This window comes from Haloarcula halophila (assembly GCF_029278565.1).
Classification (GTDB): domain Archaea; phylum Halobacteriota; class Halobacteria; order Halobacteriales; family Haloarculaceae; genus Haloarcula; species Haloarcula halophila.
In genome coordinates this window covers 75,973-91,572 of record NZ_CP119561.1, presented here as the reverse complement: position 1 = coordinate 91,572, position 15,600 = coordinate 75,973, and the positions used below count along the sequence as shown (strand labels likewise).

Below are 15,600 nucleotides of genomic sequence, written 5' to 3'. Positions count from 1 at the left end.
CACGTCTGTCGCAATGGAACTCCAACTTCTCGCCCTCTTCCTGACCGCCGGTATCGCCAGCCTGTTTATGTCCTGGGTCATCGGTGCCGGCTCCAGCGGCGCGACACCTTTCGCGCCCGCCGTCGGTGCCAACGCTATCTCGACCATGAAGGCGGCCTTTGTCGTCGGCATCTTCGGGCTCGCCGGTGCGGTGACACAGGGGGCGAACGTCTCGGAGGCAGTCGGACGCGGCCTCGTCGGCGGTGTCACCCTCCCTGCAACGGGTGTCATTGTCGCACTACTGGCAGGCGCCGGACTCATGGCCGTCGGCATCTACACCGGCTACCCCATCGCGACGGCCTTTACTGTCACCGGCGCGGTAATCGGTGTTGGGATGGCCCTCGGTGGTTCGCCGGTCTGGGATAAGTACCAGCAAATCGGGGCCATCTGGGTGTTGACACCGGTCGTCGGCGGCGGCCTCGCCTACGCAATCGCCAGCGTGTTGCCGCGGCCGGACGTTCCGGAAGCGGCCACGATTCCGACGCTGGCTGCGTTGGTCGGTGTCGTGCTTGCCAACGTCGAGTTCGCGTTTCTCGGCCCCGGTGGCGCTCCAGGCTCGCTGACCGGCCTTGGACGGCGGCTGCTCGGCATCAATGGGCTCGTAGCGATAACCGTGCTCTCCGGTGTCGTCGCCCTCGCGGTGTGGGGCATGGTGTATCGAGATATCCGCCGCGACGAAGCCGGCGGGCTCAGGCACGTCCTGTTGGCGCTCGGTTCATTAGTCGCCTTTTCGGCCGGGGGCAGTCAGGTCGGACTCGCGGTCGGCCCGCTGCTCCCACTACTGGAGGAGGTCGGGATGCTCTCACCAGCGGTTGTCCTGCTGGGCGGCGGCCTCGGTATCCTCGTCGGATCCTGGACCGGCGCGCCTCGGATGATAAAGTCGCTCGCACAGGACTACTCTTCACTGGGGCCGCGGCGCTCTATCGCTGCACTCGTCCCTTCGTTCCTCATCGCCCAGCTCGCCGTCTTCCTCGGTGTGCCGGTGTCGTTCAACGAGATCGTGGTCAGCGCCATCATCGGAAGCGGCGCCGCGGTCGGAGGGAGTGAGGCTGTCGATCCGAGAAAAATTGCGCTTACGGTCGGCGCGTGGGCCGGGTCGTTCGCCCTCGCTCTGGCGGTTGGCTTCGGATCCATGACCGCGATGAGCGCGCTCTGACCGTCAGGCTGTCCGTAGCGGCGGGACGAGGTAGATGTCGAACCCAGCGTTCTCCATCACGTTCTGATAGCGCGCCAGCTTCTGTTCGCGCCGCTTGCTGAAGTTCATTCCCACGTGGACGTTCGATGGGATGACCGTGACGAGGTGGATGGTGTCGACACCGATGCGGCCGAGACAGTCCAGACACGTCTCGTTCTGTATCGCCGCTTCACTCGCCGCCGAGAGGGCTGTCGCATAGATGGCCCTCATATTCGACTGTACGTGGCCGACCATTAATATTGTTTTATATGTACAATATTAGTGTGCGAGAGAAGGGTAATAGACTGTAAAATGTTGGCTGCGCTTGTAGTCGTAACACGGGGTCCTGCCAGACTGATATCCACTCGGGAGCGCGTTGGAGAACGGCGCGCGCAACTTAATTACGCCCGATAAAGTGGTTTTAGAACGGCTAACGGAGCTTCCAGATATCTGTATAATGTATACAGATATTTCCGTGGGATAGCGGTGTGATACCCTGTAGTAATATTGTTTTTTCTACCCAAAACCGTTATCAGTACCCTCCGGCTAGGGTGGACTAATCAGAAAAGTATGATATGCACACGACAGCACAATTCAGGAGGCGGGTACCGATGGTAGACCTCGCGGCATTCGCATCGATGGGCGCAGGCGGTGCCGACGCAGCGATGCTCATCGGCGCAGTGCTCCTAGAGGCTGCGGTCCTCTACGTCGGCTACGGCGCGCTCGAACAGGCATTCGGAGACCGTGTGGTCACACAACTCAAAGGGGAGTGACGGATGGAGATACTGGGACTCAGTCTGGCGGTGTTCGTGCTGTTCATCGGGTTCGGTCTCCTCATCGGCGTCCTCTTCGGCTTTTTCGGGATGGGCGGCTCGTTTCTGGTCACGCCGGCACTGTTGGTGATGGGTTATCCTACACGGGTCGCCGTGGGGAGCGGACTCGCGTTCGTCTTCGGAACCTCGGTCATTGCGACGCTGAAACACCGCGACATGGGACAGGTAGACTACAAGCTGGGGATACTGATGATCGCGGGCACAACCGCCGGCATCGAAGTCGGGAAAGAGATTGTCCTCCACCTCGAGACCCTTGGGATGGCTGGCAGCATCATCAGCGTCACGTACGTTGTCCTGCTGGGCGGTATCGGCGCTTTCGTCACGTACGAGGCGCTGCGAGGTGGCGACAATGATGGTGGTATCGATCACGACGCCGCGGACGCGAAGGTTGACCCCGACGACATCCCGGACATCGCCAAGAAGATTCAGTCGTACAACGCCCCACCGATGATATCGCTACGTGGGGACGTTAGCGTCTCGCTGTGGCTGATACTAGCCGTCGCGTTCGTCACCGGACTGCTCTCAGGCTTCCTCGGTGTCGGGGGTGGGTTCATTCGTATGCCCGCATTGTTCTACCTCATCGGCGTGCCAGTTCCCATCGCCGTCGGGACAGACCTCTTCGAAATCGTCTTTTCGGGCGGTCTCGGGAGCTTCCTGTACGCACTGGACGGCGGTGTCGACCTCTCGATCGTCCTCCCGCTGCTTGCAGGGAGCGCCTTCGGTGCCCGTGTGGGCTCGGCCGCGACGAGTATCGTCGACGAAGACGACATCAAGATCTACTTCGGGCTGATGCTGCTCGGTGGCGCGCTAGCTGTTGCAGTTCGTGAAATCGGAAACGTCTACGGTATCGACGTGCTCAATACGGTCAGTCTGGTACTCATCCTCGGCTCCGCGCTACTGGTCAGCGGGGCCGTCGTCTACAGCAGCATAACTGCGCTCCGGGCGGACGGTCAGTCGTCCTCACCTACCTGAAGAAGTTGTCGCGCACAATTGTGTAAACCACACACAAATCTTTTTACTGCCAGCACACCTCTTTTCAACTATATCAATGCCAGACTCGATGAGCGAACAACTACAACAGGATATGCAGTGTGAGGGGCTGCTAGAGTGCTTCCACGGCCTCAAGGAACTCGACAAGGAGTGTTTCTGGGCGCTCGTCACTGCCGAGGAGCCACTCACCGTCGACGAGATAGCAGAAGCCGTCGACAGAGAACGGTCGACCGCCTACCGGGCAGTACAGCGCCTGCTCCAGACCGGCTTCATCCAGAAAGAACAGATCAACTACGACCACGGCGGCTACTACCACGTCTACCGGCCCACCGACCCCTCGAAGATTGCAGGAGAGATGCAACGGATGCTCAACGACTGGTATGCCAAGATGGGACAGCTCATCCAAGAGTTCGAGACGAAGTACGAGAACGAAACCGAGTCGCCCCCACAAATCGAAAGCTAACCCGGCTAACTTTTAGACTGCTCTTTGCGGGTTACTCGGTTCTCGTCGAACCGAGTTTCCAGATAGCGGGATGTCCGCATCCTAGCCGTTACCCGTTGTACCCATATGCAGCAGTCAGAACAGACTGCTCTGACAAACTCGCCTCCTCTTCGAAACGAGGCGGTTTCTAACCCCGCATCAGATTCATGACTTCGTCGGCGACGTCCGATTCGAGCGCGACGACGTACCGGCTGCCGGGTGTCAGCGTCGTGTCGGGCCGGGCGATTCGGTTGCCGTCGGCGTCGGAGACAATCAGCGTCCCTTCGGGAAAGCGCACGTCGGCCAGTTGTTTTCCTGCGGCCGGCGCCCCTTCGGTGACCCGGATAAGCATGATATCGAGTGTACCTGTCACGTCCGCCAACGTTTGTACGTCGCTGCCGAGAATCTCGTTTGCCGCCACTCGAGCACCCGCCCGCTCGGGGAACAGTACTGCGTCTACAAACCGAGTGTAGGACTCACCGGCCGCGCGGTCGATACGAGCCACCGTCCGGATGCTGGGAGACAGCTCCGTGGCGGCGAGACACACCGCGAGATTCAACCCGGTTTCGCCCGTGAGCGCGCCGATTACATCGGCCTGCTCAATACCGGCCTGTTCGATAATGTCGGGATTGGTCGCATCCCCTTCTATGACGGTCGCAATCCACTCGTCGGCGATATCCGAGACGAGTCTCTCGTCCTGTTCGATTATCGTTACGTCGTGACCGAGGTCAGCAAGTATTTCGGCTGTCTGGAAACCGACGCGTCCGCCACCGGCGATGATGATGTCGAGATCTCTGGTCATGTGTTTTAGTCTTCGGCCTCCGAGATGACTTCCGTCTCAGCATCTGTCGGTCTGTGGTCGGGTTGGGCTCGCAATCGCTCAAGTGCGACGTAGGTGACGCCACCAAGGAGGAGCCACACTACGCTGAGCACCAAGGCTAGAGGGTCCGTCCGAATCAGGTACTCGACGAGCACCGCGGCCAGAACGAGATTGAGCACGACGCCGATGACCGGCGGTGCCGGATAGAACGGCATCTCGTACGGACGGTTCATGTTCGGTCGCTCCCGCCGGAGCCTGATTACGGCGACGTTGACGATAATAAACGACAGCAGGAAGAACAGGCTGGCCATATTACCGGCGCTCTGTGTCGGTAGTGCCACCGACCCGAGCATCACTACTGCGCTGGCGAGGATTGCCACGAACGGCGTCCCGTATCGGTGGTGAATCTGGCCGAAGGAGGGCAACAGCTGTCCCTCTCGACCCATCGAAAACGCTACCCGCGAGGAGGCGATGACAACCGCGTTGAGGGCAGTCAGCGTCGAGAAGACTGCCCCGAAAACAATGAGCGCCCCGCCGTTCTGGATTATCGGCAGTCCAGTCGGCATAAACGACGTGGCCGCCGCGGCAATACCTGCCTCGCCGGCCTCAGCGAGTCCCTCTGCCCCGAGCGTACCAACAGCGACCGTTACGACAGCGAGATAGACAATCACGGTCGCAATCAGGCTCAGAAAGATCGCTTTCGGGATGTTCTCACGGGGATTCTGGACTTCTTCAGTGACAGTCGTGATGAGGTCGTATCCCTCAAAGGCGATGAACGTAAGCCCCATGGCCGGAAGGACAGCGACCGCGCCAGCTCCCTCGGGGAACAGCGGCTGGAACTCGGCCCCAGAAAACATTGGCGACGCGAGACCGAAGCCGACGAACACGAGCAAAATGGTCACCTTGATAATAGTGAATATCGTCTCGGCACTGCCACTCGCAGCCGTCGAGACAGCGTTAAGCGCCACCAATCCCAGAACGGCGACGAACGCCAGCATGAACGCGAGCGGTACCCCCGCGTCTACGACCGGCACCACGACAGCACCAACCTCGTCTGGCGGCGGGACGACGCCATAGACGTGCAACAGTTCAAGGAAGTTTGGCGCGAAGCCCAGTGCGTACAGCCCTCCCGCTATCATATAAGCGAACCAGAGCATCCAGCCCATCATAAACGAGGGGAGGTCTGCAAAGATTTCCCGGACAAAGGCGTAGCCGCCGCCGCTTTTCGGGATTGAGGCGGCCAGTTCCGCGTACGAGAGACCGGTAAATGCTGTGACGACACCGTTCAGTGTAAAGACGAGGATTGCTGCCGGGCCAGCAATCTCGGCGGCTAACCCCGTCAACACGAAGATGCCGGCACCAATCATCGCCCCCATACCGATCATCGTCGCGTCGAGCAACCCGAGTTCGGCCTCCGGTGATCGGGTCTGACTCCCACTCATTACTCAGAATCACCTTTTCGCTGGGCGTGCATCGTACGGGATGTAACCCATTTAGGTGAATAAACTACCATGGGTGAATCTTTCAGACTGGGAATGGTACAGGTATTTGATAATCCCCCTGGAGGGTGCTCCACCTCTCAAGATCCATGCTCCAACTGCGTAGGACCAACGGCAGATCGAAAATATATGAATATCGAAACTATTTTTGCAGTCTTCGAAAGCTGACAGCGGGCCTGCGACCGGGTTGACCAATAGAAGGCTTGCCTTCCGCCGGTCTGCTCAACCCGAGCGCCGAGCTCAGCTTTACAGAACAAAGTATGAACACGAGCTGAGTTCACCCAGGAGTGAAATCGTGGGGTTCACACGGTCACAGACAGTGTAGCCCACGGTTGGGTGTTCCGAACTCACGGTGGTTTGGTTTCGGACCGACTCAGTACAGCCCCCGGTGGAGATTAGAAGTGGCGGCTCTCCTCTAATCCTTAGCACATTAGTGCGTGATGGGTAAAGAATGCCAGAAACCGCTCACACCCCTACAGACAGTCAGTCACAGAAACAGACTCTACCCCCTCGAATCTGATCAACCGTCTCGTGGCTCATGTGCCGTCACACGATCCACTCGTATAAATAGATTATATGTAATATCGGCTTACTTAATAAGCTAATTCAGATCCAAAACTCGTCTTGCTGGCCAGTCACTGACTCAATAGGGCTAACTGTAGTCTTCATCTAAGCATCGATGCCCTCGTTGGAGAATCTACCGTCGATCTCGTCAGCTGGCATAGCGCCAGTATTCCTATCAATTGTCACTAGAAAGCGACAACCAATCCCTACTGCTAGATCGGAACTCGTCATTTGGGATCGGTGGCTCTGTTGAAATCCTCAGTCAGTGATACGTGCTGATCCGGCTGCGATCAATACAGCATATTCATACAGCACTAGCGGAACGGGTAACGATGTTCAACTGGGTGACTGTCTCTGTTTCTCATCGTCTCCGAGTAACCAATAAAGTGCCAAACCCAGTACTGCTTCAAGCGGGCCAAGGAGCACTGCTACGAGTAAAAAGAGGAAGTACACGAGCATACCGGATATGCTCTCAGTGAAAGGGCTGGTGTCCATATCTCCAAGTCCAGTTGGTTAGATGATAGAACTTGCGGGGCAATAGATTCGCAGTCATCAGCGAACAGCTGTTTCGAGAGAGGAGATATATGAAGAAGAGAAGCAACGGAGCCGGATCGGTATCTTTGGTGTCTGATTGACCTGAAGCTAATAGATCTCGTCTTGGTCCCTGGATTCGAGCGGACAGACGTATATTCGCAGGATTTCCCCTGGGGAAGCGGCCTCATGAGGGGGTTGCAGCTTTCACGTTTCCCAAAGGGCGGCGGCCTCCTCGAACCCACAGCACATTATTGGTTTAATGTGCAGTGTAACGGCTATACCACAAATCGCCATTTCCAAGCCTTCTACACCGCTTCTACCCCAATATCCAGAATTATAAACTGTATAGCGCTATAGGAATTTGTGAACGTTGGAAGTTCACAGTTTCGGAGGATGAGATATTTCTGGGCCAAATTGCTGTCGTCTCGGATTATTTCCCTACGATCAACCGCCGATATCGAACCTTCAACTCCGACTCTGTTAGATAGATGTGAGAAAAACCGTGCATTCTAGCGATGTCTAACAGCGTAGCTACTGGTGAGCTGCGGACTCAGTGGGGGTTCAGCCCGTCAGTCAGGCGGGATCAACGCCGAGACAACAATCTCAACACACTCACCTGCGGTTAGGACCGGCGCGTACTCCATCTCGCTGTCGACACCCGCTTTCAGCAGGAAGTCGGTCAGCCGCCAGATATTGTAGAGTAGTACTGCGAACACGAAGTAGAACAGACGCACGCGGTAGTCCTTCGACGACGTCTTCGCCAGGAAGTCGTGCTTGATGGATTTGTACTCGCTTTCGATCTGCCAGCGGCGGCTGTACCGCCGACAGAACGACTCGGCTTCCTCCGGTCCGACTCGGAGATTCGTGGCGAAGACAGTCGTTCCCTCGCCTTTTGTCGACGGGACGTACAGAAACTGCATTGAGTGCTCTCCCGACTCAACGTGTACAGAGGCCGATTCGACGGCTACGTCTTCTCCATCACTCTCCATCGTCTCGATCACCTCCTTCTCCGTACTGGTGATTCGCTTCGGGATGAGATAGTTCACACCGAGATTGGACAACGTCTGAAAGACACGCATCGAGTCGAACTCGCGGTCGCAGAGCACTGTCTCGATTGGAACGTGCTGCTTAGCTCGCCGAACCAACCGACGGACGACACGGTGGATCTGATTGGGCGGGTTCCCGTCCCACGCTGAACTCTCTCGGACAGGTTCGACGGCCAGAATGAGTGGGACATTGAGCCCAACGATCGACAGGGTAGCGAATTTGAAGGCTCGCTCCTTATGACTGAGCCCGCTGACCATCGCCATTCCCTCGACATCGCCATAGTACGGGACGGTCGTGATGTCGATTGCAGCTGTCACCGGCCGACGGAACGATGCTTCGGATTCGATGACCGAGAGCAGTCGATCGGCCACTGCATCGAATCCATCGATCAGCTCCCCTGGCGCAAACTGTTTGATCGTTCTAAGATGCGTATCGCCGTGTGGACTGCTGTCCGAGCCGTGTCGATACTGAAACCGAGCCGCTCCTTGCGGCGTCCCGCAGTTGACCATTCCCATGAACGTCTGCAATTCGAAGAACTGCGTGTCTTCGTAGGTCGTGTTCGCAGCGCGACCGGAATCAAACTCATCGAAGCCGTGATCACGAGCGAGTCGAGTCGTCCGGTAGATTTGCTTGTCGGAGAATTCACACCCAGCCGTCTCATCATCAGTGGAGGGGTCCACTTCGTCGACGATCTCTGCTTTCGGCCGGACAGCGGGAGCTGAAAACTCGCGGTCGTGAGATTGTTTAATGACGAAGTGCGAAGCAATCTGGACGAACTCCCGAACGCCGTCGTCGAAGCGTTTCCGCCACGTTCGGGACAACACGGATTCATCGGGGATGTGTTCCAAATCGAGTGGTCCGGCGAGTTCTTGGTACCGAGCCAGCGCTCGATAGCTCTCACCTGTTGCCTCTCGGTAGATGAGGAGCCGAACCATTCCGAGAAAGGAGTGTGGAGCAGGATGCCACTCTGGATAGCTATCGTTGAGGTATTCCGTCTGGATTGAACTATCTGCAACGCTCAATAGCAGGGAGTCACCTTCTCGCAGCTGCTCAGTGATTTCGATTCCTGTGTTGTAGGCGTCGGTCATCCGGCAGGCACGGTCAGAAAGCGGGTCCAGTGACTCCCCCATTAATTCTCGATAAGATTGGTTCGACAAAAGTGGCCGCGGAAACGTCTGTTCTGTGGCGCTACCCGCGGATTTAGATACTGCTCGTTTACACGACGATCTCGGACTACTAGAAAAGCGAATATTACTATTCTTCCCATTGTTATCAATAATAGCTAATTCGACATAGAGTATTAATACCTTCATCTCGGAACTTCTGGTATGAGCTATCGGAAGGTGAATTACGAGGACGTCGAACAGGTTTCAGATGCGAAGCATTTCCTGAGTGAACCGCTCGGCTGTCGACAGGTCGGCGTGACCTTCTCCCGATGTCCACCAGGATGGAACAGCGAACCACACGACCATGTCGATGACGAGCACGAGGAAGTCTACGTGTTGGTCAGTGGGACTGCCGAAGTTCGAGTTGATCAAGAATCGGTTCCTGTTGAAGAGGGAGATGCTGTCTGGATTGCGCCCGAGGCAACGAGGCAGATCAGGAACGGTGAGGAGGAAAGTGCCTTCGTCCTGATTAGCGCCCCCGAATTCGATTCCTCCGGGAGTTCAGATGATGCTTGGAACCTCACTGGATTCCAGGGATAGATCCAGACGATAGACATCTGATACTCGGCTATCTTTACTCTTGAGGCCCTCTCCTAACGGTATCTCTCACCCTTTACTCCTGAATACACGAGCTAACCAGGCGGTCACCTGCTTCCGTGACGTGGTCTCATTGTTGTCGAGTTCCCAGCTGGCAGCACTCGCAGCGTCCGCGAAAGCGAAATACTCCCAGTGCTGCTGAGGAAGGTAATCTGGACGGTCAGGAGCCTCTCCGACCAGAACGTGTCTCTCGGTCGTGACCCGGCTAGAGAGGTGCTGGAAGTTCGAGGTGGTCGGCGCTATCTGGAAGTCTCGACGAATGAGGTGCTTGGCACTAAAGGCGTGAGCGGCGCAGGAATCGATCGAGACGAGACCGACGTTCTGCGCCCATCGGCGTGCATCGACGACAACCGCCTGTGGCTCACGAACCTGCTGAAGCGCCGCAAGCTCGAACGCGAGCGTCATGGTGTCGGTGGTCATCGATTAGAAGAGGACGGCACCACCCCATCCGATGAGTAGCGAGAAACCGATGGCAGCTGCTGCCTGCCGGAGCAGCATCCGACCAGCGTACCTCGGGGAGAGCTCCTTCGCGACCGTAATCGCCGTCACCAGGCACGGAAGTAGCACCCCGGCTAGGTAGACGGCGGTCAGTACCTGTATGGGGCTCATTGCGGACAGCGTCGCACTGAGGCCATCCGACTGTAACAGGAGCAGACCGTCCTTCCGGATCGACCCCATCACGACGACAAGTGCTGTCTCACCGGGGAGGTTGAACAGTCCCATCACTGGTCCGAGAGCTTCACCCATCACATCCAGGACTCCAAAGTAGGCCAGCAGTGATGCGACGAGGACGATCCCGGCGAAGACAGGGAGCGCCTTCAGGAAGAAACTCCGAACCACGGTTCTGGTCTCGCGCCACACAGACTGCCAGTTCGGCCACTGGAGGAACGCACGGTTTTCGGTGGCGAGTGACGCTGTTCGCGCACGCTCGGGTGCGATCAGGCGCGCATAGACGAGTGTCGTGACCGTGAGAATCCCGACGTACGGGAGAACGAGCCACGGCATCTCGACGGCTGCGAACACAGCGAGCGTCGCGGGGAACTGATACGAGCAGGCCGAGCCGAACCCAATCGCCGAGACTGTCGTCCGACGCGTACAGTCCGAACATCCTCGAGTGCTGGTGACCGCCGGGACGTTACAACCGAATCCCATGACCACTCGAACGAGATCCCGACCGGTGAGACCCACGCGCCGAAGGTGTGGGTGGAGTGACGCCGTGATTCGCGTAACGAGCCCGCTCTTCTTGTAGGCGGCCATGAAGACCGCAAAGATGAGAATCGTCGGCCCAGCCCAGACGAACAGGAACGGCCCCATCGAGAGCAGGCCGTAGTCTCCACCCAACACTGCAGCGAGGGGTCCTGGAAGATCGTTGGCCCACTGGACTGCGGGTTCCAGGAGGGAACTCACTCGGGGAGAGAGTTCGGCAGCCACAGCGTTTGCGAAGTGAACTGCGACCGCGGCTGGCAACAGGAGCAAGACGATACTGACGAACGGACCGAGAAGCGGATGTTCGATAATCGTCTCCGGCGGGTCGAGATGAATCCCCGTCTGTCGGTGAACCCGCCCCGGGAACTCGTCGACGTCGCGGAGCGCGTTGACGAGCTGCTTGTGGTCGGTTCCGTCGATTGCAGTGCCGCCGCCGTCAGTTGCGACGCGGGAGACGTTTCGCGCGTCCACTGGAGCGAGCGGAACTCCGAGATCGTCGGCGAGCGCGTTCAGTTCAGTGCGTGCTTCGGTCGAATTCTCCACTTTGTCCCAGAACGTCACTGCGATGGCGCCGACCTTTCCCTGCACCAGCGGCAGCAGGTCTTCGAGATCGTCGTCGATGTTCGTCGCGCGAACGACGAGTAACACGGTCTCGGTCTCTTCGACGGCGCTGATCGCCGTCCGAGTGGTCTCGGTGTCCGTCCCGAGCAGGATGCCGGGTGTGTCGACGAGGACGAACTCGTCTGACTCGTATCGCTCGATATCGACGGTCGTTCCGCGAAAGTTCCCGGTCGTCGGCGTCGTCCCGGAGAGGCCAGCGACGAGTTCCGATTTCCCGACGCTCTCCTTGCCGACGACCACGACGGTTTCCTTCCCGTCGTTCTCGGTCGATGGGACGTTGTCAGTGACGTTCCGTGCGTCAGTCATATTTTTTGAACCCCATCTTCGGAGCCAGTTCCCGGAACGATTGCCGGCAGAGCCAGATGTCGTACTTACCGACGAGACCCTGTTCGCGTCCCGTCATCCGGCAGACGTGTCGGTCGTCGTCTCTCGAATCGTTCGACTGCTCAGTTCCACTGTCTTTCTGCGGAGTATCTCGTGTCATGATTAGCAGTCGCACATGTCGGGTTCGCAGCAGGACAAGTCCTCGAGGAACATGCCCTTCTCACGGTACTCGTCGAGGGGAGTGCGGTCGACGTCGAGTCTGGAGGCGATTTCGTCAGCCACGACGGCGAAGCGCTGTCTGAATTTGTAGATGAAGCAGAACTGCTGGCCGTTGTGCGCGACCTTTGGACCGGCGAGAAACAGGCCGGGAGTGATGGTCGACTCGTCCCGTTCGGTCAACTGGGGCTGGCCATTCTCAAACTCGAAGTATTCGTCGACGAGGCCGAGTCCGCTCTCGAATCCAGTCGCGAGCACTGGCCGATTCCGTGTCCTAAACGACGCGCCGTCGGTCCCGAGTACGTCGAACGTCCCCTCCTCGACGTCGACGCGCTCGACTCGGATTCCGTCTTCGAGGGCGATCGGTGCGTCGTGTTCGAATGCGTCCTGCAACCGCTGGCTCGTGTATGGGGAGAGTACTTCGCTCGGATCCGGTCCCCGGAACTGCCACGGCCCGTCCTCGTCGACGACGAGCACTTCGTGACCCAGGTCGGCAAGTGCAAGTGCCGCGTCGATACCGCTCTCGTACCCGCCGACGACGACGATGGGGTCCTCGACGCACTCGTCGGCGAACGCACTCCAGGATTCGACTCGGGAGTTGTGGACGCAGTGGTTCGCGCCGGGGAACGGATCGTCGTTCGGTTGCCCGAACTGCCCGGCTGCCTAGATGACGAATCGACTGTGGATGACGCCAGTAGACGTGTGGAGTATGAATCCGTCGTCGTGTCGCTGTACCGATTCCACCTCGACACCGGTTCGGACGGGTAAGTCGTGAAACTCGACGACTCCTTGGAGATATTCGGCGTACTCTCCGCCGGTCGGGTGTTCACGGTCGAGTGCAAATGCGGGTGAGGTGTCAGTGGTGACGGCGTTGAGGTCGCGGCAGCCGAAGCTGTTGCTGGGAAACGATGGCGTGATGAGGCGCATCTCTTCTGGCCACTGTTGGAACGACGCCCCGACTTCGCCTCGCTCGAGGATGGCGTAGGAGTCGAGACCCAGATCCGCGAGGACGGCCCCAAGACCGACGCCTGCGGCACCTGCCCCGACAATCGCTACGTCGAGCGACTCGTGTTTACGGGCTTCTTCGAATGTCACTGTTAACAATATAGGGTAGTGGATAGCCAATTATAAATAATATACTCTCTAGTCTTAATAACAGATGAGTCGAGAGACGATTCCCGTCACCGTGCTGAGCGGCAACCTCGGCGCGGGCAAGACGACCGTGCTGAACAACCTCCTGAACACGCGAACGGACCTGGACGTCGCGGTCCTCGTCAACGACATGGGCGAGGTGAACGTCGACGCCGAGCGCGTCGCCGAACACTCGGACATCTCGGAGGACGACGAGGACCTGATCGAACTGTCGAACGGCTGTATCTGCTGTGAGCTACGCGGCGACCTGCTGGACGCACTCGCGAAGCTCGCACAAGCCCGTGAGTTCGACTACCTGGTCATCGAGTCGACTGGCGTCGCCGAACCGTTGCCCGTCGCCCAGACGCTCACCATGGGATTCGACCAGGGAGACCTCGACTCCACGGAGTTCTACGAGGAGACCGGCATCGAGGTGATGGACTACTACGAACTCGACACGACGGTCACCGTGGTCGATTCCCACCAGTTCTGGACGACGTTCGATTCGAAGGAATCGCTGATGGACGGCGACACCGAGAAGGACCTTGGAAGCCTCTTGGTCGAACAGATCGAGTTCTGTGACGTTCTCCTGTTGAACAAGTGTGACCTCGTCGACGAGGAGACGCTCGACGAGATCGAAGAGATGATCGAAGTGCTGCAACCGCGCGCGGAGATCATCCGGACCGAACACGGTGTCGTCGACCCGGACACGATCATCGATACTGGTCCGTTCGATTTCGAAGCAGCGAGTCAGTCCGCGGGCTGGATGCAAGAACTGCAGGAACCCCACGAGTCTGCCGAGGAGGAGCACGGCGTCACTTCGTTCGTTTTCGAGTCCCGCCGACCGTTCCACCCCGAACGATTCGCCGAGTTGCTGGACGAGTTTCCGACGAATGTGGTCCGGTCGAAGGGCCACTTCTGGCTCGCGGGGCGTGAGGATATGGCACTGGGGATCGACATCGCTGGACAGTCGATCCGACTCGAACCTGCAGGGCGCTGGATCGCAGCGCTTCCCGAGGACGAACAGGCCCAGTACCTCGAAGCGTCGCCGGAACTGGAAGCCAACTGGCATCCCGAGTACGGCGACCGCTCGTCACGACTCGTCCTCATCGGTACCGACATGGACCACGATGCGCTCCGAACGGATCTCGATGCAGCTACACTGACCGACAGGGAGATGGATGCCGACTGGAATGCATTCGAGGACCGCTTCCCGACGTTCGACTTCGAAACGGCGGACGAACAGACGGAAGCGACAGATGCTGACGACGCGGAAGAAGTGGGGTTGGCTGATTGACCATGCCGAGCAAACGAACCCTATTCCAGCAGTCCGTCGCAAAGTCTGCCTCCCGTGAGACGCGCCGAGAGGCGGTCAGTGAGCTGAGACGGATAGGTGCCGTCGACCAACTCAGCACACTCACGCAGACCAACGGCATCGCTGGCCCTCTCCGGCGAGCGGCTGTTAGGGAACTCAAAGCACTCGGCGCGACGGAGGCGCTCGAAACGATTTCCGAGAGCCGGGCGGTCGACCCCGCCATCAGAGAGCAAGCACAGCTATGAGTTCTGAACCGAAGTCCCCCTCGACGGAGACGCCGACCGAGGATCTACAACGCCACGTGGATCGTCAGCGAATCGGGTTCGTTGGACCCGAAGGCGCTGGTAAAACGACCGTCGCCACGATGGTCTCGAATCGACTCTCCGAACGGACCGACGTTGCAATCGTCGGGGAAGCCGCAACGTTTTTCGAACAGCCGTCGGCCTCGCCTGAGAACGTCGGTCCGCTGGGCGTCCACTGGACAGTCGTCGATCACTCCCCGGGAACGGATTCTCTCGAAACTGCCGGTGACGCACTCGATACTGTCTTCGTCGTCGTGACACCAGCGATGCTGGACCGTGTGGCTGCCTACGAGCGCGTGATAGACCAGGTCGACTCCGACGTGTTTCTCGTCGTCAATCGCTTCGAGGAGCGCTACCGTGACAGACTCAGGGATTTCGACGGTCCCGAACTCGCGGAATACTTCTACGAAGACACCACCCTCGCAGCGGCGATATCTGATGAAACGGTTCCAAAGTTAGGAGAGTGGACGACTGAGGCGATACTGTTGGAGTCGCTCCAGCCCGAACGGCTTGACACCGCCGAAGCGATGGCGACCCTCGACCGTGGTCACCAATCGATTGTCAATGTCGAGGTTGAGAGTGACGCATCGGCTCTGGCAGTGGCTCGATCGTTCCGCGAAAAGGGCTACGCTGCAGACTTCTTCCGGTGTAACTGCCGCTGTCACGACGGACACGTCCTCGCCCGTGCACGACCACCCAGGACCTGACTCCGTTTGCCTATATCCTCTCCTCGATTTCTTT

Annotated in this window: 14 protein-coding genes and 2 pseudogenes; 8 read left to right on the top strand and 8 right to left on the bottom strand. The window is 58.4% G+C overall.

The features are described from left to right. Positions 1 to 13 precede the first annotated feature (13 nt). Entirely contained in the window at positions 14 to 1,195 is a 1,182-nt protein-coding gene (locus tag P0204_RS18840; protein WP_276224322.1) for an inorganic phosphate transporter, read from the top strand. Between the two features lie 33 nt (positions 1,196 to 1,228). Here P0204_RS18840 and P0204_RS18835 read toward each other — a convergent pair. After that, positions 1,229 to 1,444 (bottom strand): annotated as a pseudogene (locus P0204_RS18835) (universal stress protein); the annotation flags it as partial. Positions 1,445 to 1,824: 380 nt separating this feature from the next. On the opposite strand from P0204_RS18835, the gene P0204_RS18830 reads away from it, so the two are divergent. From P0204_RS18830 to P0204_RS18820, 3 genes are all read left to right on the top strand, one after another. Then, positions 1,825 to 1,986: a DUF7512 family protein gene (locus P0204_RS18830; protein WP_276224321.1), complete on the top strand. Its 162-nt coding sequence runs from the start codon at positions 1,825 to 1,827 to the stop codon at positions 1,984 to 1,986. A 3-nt stretch (positions 1,987 to 1,989) separates the two neighbouring features. Next, on the top strand, positions 1,990 to 3,018 hold the full coding sequence (locus tag P0204_RS18825; protein ID WP_276224320.1) for a sulfite exporter TauE/SafE family protein: 1,029 nt from the start codon (positions 1,990 to 1,992) through the stop codon (positions 3,016 to 3,018). Between the two features lie 76 nt (positions 3,019 to 3,094). Further along, positions 3,095 to 3,499, top strand: a complete 405-nt coding sequence (locus P0204_RS18820) for a helix-turn-helix domain-containing protein (protein WP_276224319.1) — start codon at positions 3,095 to 3,097, stop codon at positions 3,497 to 3,499. A gap of 166 nt (positions 3,500 to 3,665) precedes the next feature. Here P0204_RS18820 and P0204_RS18815 read toward each other — a convergent pair whose 3' ends face one another. From P0204_RS18815 to P0204_RS18805, 3 genes are all read right to left on the bottom strand, one after another. After that, positions 3,666 to 4,319: a potassium channel family protein gene (locus P0204_RS18815; protein ID WP_276224318.1), complete on the bottom strand. Its 654-nt coding sequence runs from the start codon at positions 4,317 to 4,319 to the stop codon at positions 3,666 to 3,668. 5 nt (positions 4,320 to 4,324) lie between these two features. Then, positions 4,325 to 5,779, bottom strand: coding sequence for an APC family permease (locus P0204_RS18810; protein WP_276224317.1), 1,455 nt, complete (start codon positions 5,777 to 5,779; stop codon positions 4,325 to 4,327). A gap of 1,724 nt (positions 5,780 to 7,503) precedes the next feature. Further along, on the bottom strand, positions 7,504 to 9,111 hold the full coding sequence (locus tag P0204_RS18805) for a transposase (protein WP_276224478.1): 1,608 nt from the start codon (positions 9,109 to 9,111) through the stop codon (positions 7,504 to 7,506). 198 nt (positions 9,112 to 9,309) lie between these two features. Here P0204_RS18805 and P0204_RS18800 point away from each other — a divergent pair, with 198 nt between their 5' ends. Then, entirely contained in the window at positions 9,310 to 9,687 is a 378-nt protein-coding gene (locus tag P0204_RS18800; RefSeq protein ID WP_276224316.1) for a cupin domain-containing protein, read from the top strand. Positions 9,688 to 9,753: 66 nt separating this feature from the next. On the opposite strand, the gene P0204_RS18795 is transcribed toward P0204_RS18800, so the two are convergent. The 4 genes and pseudogenes from P0204_RS18795 to P0204_RS18780 form a co-directional block, all read right to left on the bottom strand. Continuing rightward, positions 9,754 to 10,164 carry a DUF7124 domain-containing protein gene (locus tag P0204_RS18795; RefSeq protein WP_276224315.1) on the bottom strand — a complete coding sequence of 137 codons (411 nt, stop codon included), beginning with the start codon at positions 10,162 to 10,164 and terminating at the stop codon, positions 9,754 to 9,756. A gap of 3 nt (positions 10,165 to 10,167) precedes the next feature. Further along, positions 10,168 to 11,877, bottom strand: a complete 1,710-nt coding sequence (locus P0204_RS18790) for a nucleoside recognition domain-containing protein (RefSeq protein ID WP_276224314.1) — start codon at positions 11,875 to 11,877, stop codon at positions 10,168 to 10,170. Next, complete coding sequence (locus P0204_RS18785; RefSeq protein ID WP_271963589.1) at positions 11,870 to 12,055, bottom strand: 30S ribosomal protein S14; 186 nt, start codon at positions 12,053 to 12,055, stop codon at positions 11,870 to 11,872. The genes P0204_RS18790 and P0204_RS18785 overlap by 8 nt, the downstream gene beginning before the upstream one ends. A 2-nt stretch (positions 12,056 to 12,057) precedes the next feature. Then, a pseudogene (locus P0204_RS18780) lies at positions 12,058 to 13,206 on the bottom strand (NAD(P)/FAD-dependent oxidoreductase). Between the two features lie 64 nt (positions 13,207 to 13,270). Between P0204_RS18780 and P0204_RS18775 the strand changes: the two are divergent. From P0204_RS18775 to P0204_RS18765, 3 genes are read left to right on the top strand one after another with little or no spacing between them, the layout of a single operon-like run. After that, entirely contained in the window at positions 13,271 to 14,539 is a 1,269-nt protein-coding gene (locus tag P0204_RS18775; RefSeq protein WP_276224313.1) for a GTP-binding protein, read from the top strand. 2 nt (positions 14,540 to 14,541) lie between these two features. Continuing rightward, complete coding sequence (locus tag P0204_RS18770) at positions 14,542 to 14,802, top strand: hypothetical protein (RefSeq protein ID WP_276224312.1); 261 nt, start codon at positions 14,542 to 14,544, stop codon at positions 14,800 to 14,802. After that, positions 14,799 to 15,566: an ATP-binding protein gene (locus P0204_RS18765; protein WP_276224311.1), complete on the top strand. Its 768-nt coding sequence runs from the start codon at positions 14,799 to 14,801 to the stop codon at positions 15,564 to 15,566. The genes P0204_RS18770 and P0204_RS18765 overlap by 4 nt, the downstream gene beginning before the upstream one ends. The last annotated feature ends 34 nt before the right edge of the window (positions 15,567 to 15,600 follow it).